The sequence below is a fragment of the Parvibaculum sp. genome (genome assembly GCF_049672805.1).
GTDB lineage: Bacteria > Pseudomonadota > Alphaproteobacteria > Parvibaculales > Parvibaculaceae > Parvibaculum.
In genome coordinates, this window is sequence record NZ_JBATWS010000446.1 from 1 (window position 1) to 6,977 (window position 6,977).

The window sequence follows — 6,977 nt, forward strand, 5'->3', positions numbered from 1 at the left end:
GATTAAACCCTAGTTGTGTAAGGTAAATTCGTATGTCTCAAGTTAAATCAACAGCCCATCAACTTGAATTGATAAGTAAACCTCACTATTCAGTTTAATAGTGTCATCAATTCGCATTATCAGGGCACAGACAAGGCGTTTCCGGACAGGCAAATCGCCGGGGCAGGGCTCTTCTTCTGGCCTGAAACGCGAAGCATTGTGGTAAATTGGCGGTGCGAAACGAGATGTGGTATCACGCCCCTTCGAATTCTTGCACCGCCTGATCGCGCCCGGCATGGCCTGTGCCGTGGCCGCGCCGCTTGCAGTGTGGGGGTCCAACGAACTGCAAAGACGAAGGTGAGTTTTTATGTCTTCAAGCAACGCCGCTGCCGGGCAGGGCAGCTTTGCCGGTTTCTTTACTGACGGACTCGCCAAGAGCGATCCGGACATTCTGAACGCCATCGAGAAGGAACTCGGGCGCCAGCAGAATGAGATCGAACTCATCGCTTCGGAAAATATCGTGTCCCGTGCCGTGCTTGAGGCGCAGGGCTCCATCATGACGAACAAGTACGCGGAGGGTTATCCCGGCCGGCGCTATTATGGCGGCTGCGAGTTCGTTGATATTGCCGAGAATCTGGCGATTGACCGGGCGAAGAAGCTCTTTGATTGCTCCTTCGTCAATGTGCAGCCCAATTCCGGCTCGCAGGCGAACCAGGGTGTGATGATGGCGCTGCTGCAGCCCGGCGACACCATCATGGGCATGAGCCTTGCCGCAGGCGGGCACCTCACGCATGGCGCTGCTCCCAACCAATCCGGCAAATGGTTCAATGCGGTTCAATATGGCGTGCGCCAGCAGGACCATCTGATCGATTTCGATGAGGTGGAAAGCCTCGCAAAGCAGCACAAGCCGAAGCTCATCATTGCGGGCGGTTCGGCCTATCCGCGCGTCATCGACTTCAAGGCGTTCCGCGAAATCGCGGACAAGGTGGGCGCGCTGTTCATGGTTGATATGGCGCATTTCGCGGGTCTCGTTGCCGGCGGTGCGCATCCGAGTCCGCTTCCCTATGCCGATGTGGTCACGACCACGACCCACAAGACGTTGCGGGGTCCGCGGGGCGGCATGATCCTTTCCAACAATGAAGAGATCGGGAAGAAGATCAATTCGGCGATCTTCCCCGGCATTCAGGGTGGCCCGCTCATGCATGTCATCGCGGGCAAGGCGGTTGCCTTTGGCGAGGCGCTGCGGCCCGAGTTCAAGACCTATGCACAGTCGGTTGTGGACAATGCCCGCGCGCTTGCGGCAACGCTTGCAGAGGCCGGTCTCGCCATTGTGTCGGGCGGCACGGACACGCATCTGATGCTGGTCGATCTGCGCCCGAAGAAGCTGACGGGCAAGGTGGCCGAAGCCGCGCTGGAGCGTGCGCATATCACCTGCAACAAGAACGGCATTCCTTTCGATCCTGAGAAGCCGACTATTACCTCCGGTGTCCGTCTTGGCACGCCCGCGGGCACCACGCGCGGCTTCGGCGTGGCGGAGTTCCAGCAGATCGGCAAACTCATCACGGAAGTGCTGGATGGCCTTGCTGCGAATGGCGAGAAAAAGAATGCGGATGTGGAAGCAAGCGTGCGTGAGCGCGTGATCGAGCTTTGCCGCCGCTTCCCGATCTATGGCGGATCGAACTGAGGATTAATGGAGGCCGGTGCGGCCGCGTTGCGAGGGGGCTGACAGCGGATGCGTTGTCCATATTGCGGTAATGAAGACACACAGGTGAAGGACTCGCGTCCCACCGAGGACAATACGGCGATCCGCAGGCGGCGCTTCTGCGCAGCCTGTGGCGGCCGATTCACCACGTTCGAGCGGGTTCAGCTTCGTGAGCTGACTGTCATCAAATCCACCGGCCGCAGGGTCCCGTTTGACCGGGACAAACTTATGCGTTCCGTGCAAGTCGCCATGCGCAAACGCCCGGTTGAGCAGGAGCGCATTGAGCGTATGGTGAGCGGCATCGTCCGGCGCCTCGAAAGCATGGGGGAGAGCGAGATTGCTTCTTCCATGATCGGCAAACTGGTCATGGAAGGGCTGAGTTCCCTTGATGCGGTTGCCTATGTGCGTTTTGCGTCCGTCTATCGGAACTTCCGCGAAGCGAAGGATTTCGAGGAGTTCCTGGGCGAACTGAGCGGGCCGCTCGGCCCCCTGGGGGATGACGACGACGACCGCTAGGGCCGCTGTTGCGGGCCGTGGCGGGCCTGACAACACGAAATGGGAATGCGGCCATGACCATGCGGCCACATGACACGCAATTCATGAGACATGCCCTTGCGCTCGCTGCGCGGGGGCTTGGCCGTGTTGCGCCCAATCCGGCTGTGGGCTGCGTCATTGTCCGCGAGGATGAGCCAGGCGGGCCGCGCGTCGTGGGGCGGGGCTGGACGCAGCCGGGCGGCCGTCCCCATGCCGAAGTGGAAGCTCTTCGTCGTGCGGGACCCCTTGCCAAAGGGGCTACGGCCTATGTGAGCCTTGAGCCTTGCGCCCACCAGGGACGCACCGGGCCTTGCGCCTCCGCGCTCATCGAGGCGGGAATTGCGCGTGTGGTTGGGGGCGTCGCCGATCCCAATCCGGAAGTTGCCGGGCGCGGATTTGCCATGCTTCAGGCAAAGGGCATCGCCGTCACGGAAAATATCTGTGCGGCAGAGGCACAATATCTCAATGAAGGTTTCTTCCGTACCATGACGGATGGCCGTCCGCTGGTGACGCTGAAAGTCGCCAGTTCGCTGGACGGGCGCACCGCAACAGGCGACGGCCACAGCCAATGGATCACGGGGCCGGAAGCCCGCGCGCGCGGGCATCTCCTGCGGGCCACCCATGATGCGATCATGGTGGGCAGTGCCACGGCCATTGTGGATGATCCTGAACTCACCTGCCGTCTGCCGGGCCTTGAGGATCGCTCTCCCATTCGCATCATTGCAGACGGGCGCCTGCGTTTGCCGCTTACCTCGCGGCTTGTCCGAGACGCAAAAACAGTTCCGCTCTGGGTGCTAACCATGCCCGGCGGCGACAGTGAGCGCCGCAAGGCTTTCGAAAGCTGCGGCGTCGAACTCATCGATGTGCGGCCGGATGAAACCGGTGCGATGGATATGGAAGTGGCGCTCAACCTCATTGCGGCGCGCGGTGTGACGCGGCTTCTGGTGGAAGGGGGCGCGCGGCTCTCCGCTTCACTGATGCGGGCGGGGCTTATTGATCGCATCGAGTGTTTTCAGGCGGGCGCGCTTATCGGCGGGGACGGCTATCCGGCGATTGCGGCGCTTGGCGTTAAGAATCTCGATGAGGCTCCGCGCTTCTCGCTCAGGGAAGTGTCGCGTGTTGGCCATGATTTGCTGGCGAGTTTTGTGAGGAGCGTCTGAGCCTTGTTTACCGGGATCATCACCGATATTGGCCGCGTGCGCAGCGTCGAGAAGCGCGGTGATACGCGCTTCATTATTGCCACCGCCTATGATCCGGACGGCATCGATATCGGGGCGTCCATCGCCTGTGCCGGCTGCTGCCTGACCGTGGTGGAAAAGGGCAGGGATGGAGAGGGTAACTGGTTTGCCGTTGATGTGTCGCAAGAATCGCTCGATTGCACGACGCTTGGAAACTGGCGCGAGGGCGCAAGGATCAATCTCGAGCGCGCGCTGAAGGCTGGTGACGAGCTGGGCGGCCATGTCGTGAGCGGCCATGTGGATGGCGTCGGGCGGATCGTGGACATCAGGCCGGAGGGAGATTCTCTGCGGTTCACCTTCGAGGCACCGGAAGGTCTTGGCCGGTTCATCGCGCCCAAAGGCTCCGTCACGCTTGATGGCACCTCGCTCACCGTCAATGAAGTGGAAGACCTGAAATCCGGCGGCACGCGCTTCGGCGTCAATATCATTCCGCACACTCAGGCCGTGACAACCTGGGGAATGGCGAAGACTGGCGATCCCGTTAATCTTGAAATCGACATGCTGGCCCGGTATGTGGCGCGGCTGGTTCAAAAGGATTGAGATCTGTGTACAAGGAATATCTCTCCCCGATCGAGGAAGTCATCGAGGACGCCCGTAACGGCAAGATGTTTATTCTTGTCGATGCCGAAGATCGTGAAAATGAAGGCGACCTCGTCATTCCAGCGCAGATGTGTACGCCGGAGGCGGTCAATTTCATGGCCAAGTATGGCCGCGGGCTGGTGTGCCTTGCATTGACGGGAGACAGGGCAAAGCAGCTCAATCTTCAGTTCATGTCGATGAACAACCAGTCGCGCAACCAGACCGCCTTCACGGTCTCCATCGAAGCGCGCGAAGGTATCTCGACGGGCATCTCCGCGCATGACCGCGCGCATACCGTGTCGGTCGCAATTGATCCGACAAAGGGTGCCACCGATATCGTGTCGCCGGGGCATGTGTTCCCGCTTGTGGCGCGTGATGGCGGTGTGCTGGTGCGCGCCGGGCATACGGAAGCGGCGGTCGATATTGCGCGGCTTGCCGGGCTTTATCCGGCCGGCGTCATCTGCGAGATTATGAATGATGACGGCACGATGGCGCGCCTGCCGGACCTCGTGCCCTTTGCGCAGCTTCATGGCCTCAAGATCGCAACCATCGCTGATCTGATCGCCTATCGCCGCCGTTACGACAACTTCATCCATCGTGCCATCGAAACCGAACTCGACAGCGAATATGGCGGCGAGTTCAAGATGATGGTCTATCTGAACACGGTCGAATATGCCGAACATATCGCGCTGGTGAAGGGCGACATTTCCGGCCCGGAACCGGTGCTTGTCCGCGTCCATGCGATCAATGTGTTCGATGACATTCTCGGTGCAACGGGTCCGCGCTCGCATATTCTGCGCGAGTCCATGCGGATCATTTCCGAGGAAGGTCGCGGCGTGATCGTGCTGATCCGGGATACAACGGCGACCGTCGTGTCCGACATGCTGCTTCGCAAGGGCGAGGGCGGCGAGCAGGGTATGCCGCGCCGCCTGCGTGAATATGGCGTTGGCGCGCAGATTTTGCTCGATCTTGGCATTCGTGACATGGTGCTGCTCTCGGATACGGACCGCAGCATTGTCGGCCTTGAAGGCTATGGGCTGCGCGTTGTCGGGCAGCGGCCTGTTGCGGGGAACGAGACTGCCGGATCGGACACAGCGAAACGCCGCGCGAAGGAGGATATTTCGTGACGACCAAGGCCCATATTCTCATCGTCGAAGCGCGCTTCTACGAAGACCTTGCTGATGAACTGGCGCGCGGTGCGATTGCTGCCATCGAGGCGCGCGGCGCGACATGGGAGCGTGTTGCCGTTCCCGGCGTGCTCGAGATTCCGGCGGCTGTGAAATTTGCGCTGGATGCGATGGCACATGGCGGTGTGACGAAGAGCTATGATGGCTTTGTCACACTTGGTTGCGTCATTCGCGGCGAGACGACGCATTATGACATTGTGTCGAATGAGTCCGCTCGTGCGCTGATGGACCTTTCCGTGTCGCGTTCGCTCGCGCTCGGCAATGGCATTCAGACAGTCGAGAATGGCGCGCAGGCATGGGCCCGCGCAAAGGTTGACGAGAAGAACAAGGGCGGCGGTGCTGCCACTGCCTGTCTCGATATGATTGAGCTGAAGCGCAAGCTCGGCGCTTCCTGAGTACCGGAGTACCAAGTTTCATGTCCGCGGCTCCCGTTCAGCCTACAGAAGAAAATGCGCTTGATCCGAAGGCGCGCGCCGCTGCGCGTCTTGGTGCGGTGCAGGCTCTTTATCAGATGGATGTGGCCGCAACGCCGCTTGATGATGCCATTGAGGAGTTTGTCGAGCGCCGGCTGGAGCAGCCCGAAGAAGGGACGGAGATTGTCGAGGCGGATAATGCGCATTTCGAGGATGTCGTCCGGGGTGTGGTTCGTGAGCAGCGGGAACTCGACCGGCAGGTCAATGGCGCGCTGGCCAAGGGCTGGTCACTCGCCCGCATTGATTCGACGCTGCGCGCCATTCTGCGCTGCGGCACCTATGAGCTTCGCCGCTGCAAGGACATTCCGGTGAAAGTGGTCATCAACGAATATGTTGATGTGGCCCATGCCTTTTTCGAAGGGGATGAGCCGGGCGTCGTGAATGCGGTTCTGGATCGGCTCGGGCGCGATATCCGGGGCGGTGCGGGAGCGGAAAATGACACCGCGAAGCGGAGCTGATCGCGACGGAAAGCGTCCCGGCGAATTCGAAATCATCGAAGAGATTTTCGCGCCTCTCGCCACCGCATCCGGTGCGCTGGCGCTGAAGGATGATGCCGCCTATCTGAAGCCCGTGCCCGGATGTGAACTGGTCCTCACGGTCGATGCGATGGTGGCGGGCGTTCACTTCCTTCCCGATGATCCTGCCGAAAGCATTGCGCGTAAGCTCTTGCGGGTGAACCTTTCGGACCTTGCTGCGAAAGGTGCTGTCCCGAAGGGTTATCTGCTCGTCACGGCCTGGACGGACGCTATCGACCACACATGGATCAGGCGCTTTGCAACTGGTCTCGAGGGCGACCAGGCGCGTTTTGGTATTTCGCTCCTTGGCGGCGACACGGTGAAGACGCCGGGGCCGCTCACTCTGTCGCTTACCGCGATTGGCGAAGTGCCTGAGGGCACCATGCTGCGGCGCGGGGGCGGGCAGGCGGGGGACGATCTTTATGTCACCGGCACGATTGGCGATGCGGCGCTCGGCCTCAAGCTGCTGCGGGGGGAGCTTCCGGGGCTTTCCGGGGAACATGCCGCCTTTCTCACACAGCGCTACCGCGTGCCCGATCCGCGCATTTCAGTCGGCCCGGAGATTCGCGGGATCGCCCATGCCGCACTTGACGTGTCGGACGGGCTGATGGGCGATCTCGCCCATATGTGTGCCGCTTCCGGCGTGGGGGCGCAGGTGGAGCTTGCCCGTCTACCGCTTTCTGCGGCGGCCGGGGCGGCGCTTTCGCGCGATCCGGGCCTGATCGAAGCGGTTGCGAGCGGCGGGGATGATTACGAGATCCTCTTTGCGG

General features: G+C 61.0%; 8 protein-coding genes. All 8 read left to right on the forward strand.

Annotation, left to right across the window (positions count from 1 at the left end; genetic code table 11):
• The first annotated feature begins 346 nt into the window (after nucleotides 1-346).
• Nucleotides 347-1,663 (forward strand): serine hydroxymethyltransferase, encoded by a 1,317-nt coding sequence (gene glyA, locus WBF74_RS13885; protein ID WP_424440932.1) that lies wholly within the window; start codon nucleotides 347-349, stop codon nucleotides 1,661-1,663.
• 48 nt (nucleotides 1,664-1,711) lie between these two features.
• Nucleotides 1,712-2,197, forward strand: coding sequence for a transcriptional regulator NrdR (gene nrdR / locus WBF74_RS13890; RefSeq protein WP_424440934.1), 486 nt, complete (start codon nucleotides 1,712-1,714; stop codon nucleotides 2,195-2,197).
• Nucleotides 2,198-2,250: 53 nt separating this feature from the next.
• Nucleotides 2,251-3,375 (forward strand): bifunctional diaminohydroxyphosphoribosylaminopyrimidine deaminase/5-amino-6-(5-phosphoribosylamino)uracil reductase RibD, encoded by a 1,125-nt coding sequence (gene ribD, locus WBF74_RS13895; protein WP_424440936.1) that lies wholly within the window; start codon nucleotides 2,251-2,253, stop codon nucleotides 3,373-3,375.
• Between the two features lie 3 nt (nucleotides 3,376-3,378).
• Complete coding sequence (locus tag WBF74_RS13900; RefSeq protein WP_424440938.1) at nucleotides 3,379-3,993, forward strand: riboflavin synthase; 615 nt, start codon at nucleotides 3,379-3,381, stop codon at nucleotides 3,991-3,993.
• 5 nt (nucleotides 3,994-3,998) lie between these two features.
• Nucleotides 3,999-5,159, forward strand: coding sequence for a 3,4-dihydroxy-2-butanone-4-phosphate synthase (ribB, locus tag WBF74_RS13905; protein ID WP_424440940.1), 1,161 nt, complete (start codon nucleotides 3,999-4,001; stop codon nucleotides 5,157-5,159).
• On the forward strand, nucleotides 5,156-5,614 hold the full coding sequence (gene ribH / locus WBF74_RS13910) for a 6,7-dimethyl-8-ribityllumazine synthase (protein WP_424440942.1): 459 nt from the start codon (nucleotides 5,156-5,158) through the stop codon (nucleotides 5,612-5,614). Before ribB ends, ribH begins: the two co-directional genes overlap by 4 nt.
• A gap of 20 nt (nucleotides 5,615-5,634) precedes the next feature.
• Entirely contained in the window at nucleotides 5,635-6,150 is a 516-nt protein-coding gene (gene nusB / locus WBF74_RS13915; RefSeq protein WP_424440944.1) for a transcription antitermination factor NusB, read from the forward strand.
• A partial coding sequence (gene thiL, locus WBF74_RS13920) for a thiamine-phosphate kinase (protein WP_424440946.1) occupies nucleotides 6,128-6,977 on the forward strand: 850 nt, incomplete at its 3' end. The genes nusB and thiL, both read left to right, overlap by 23 nt.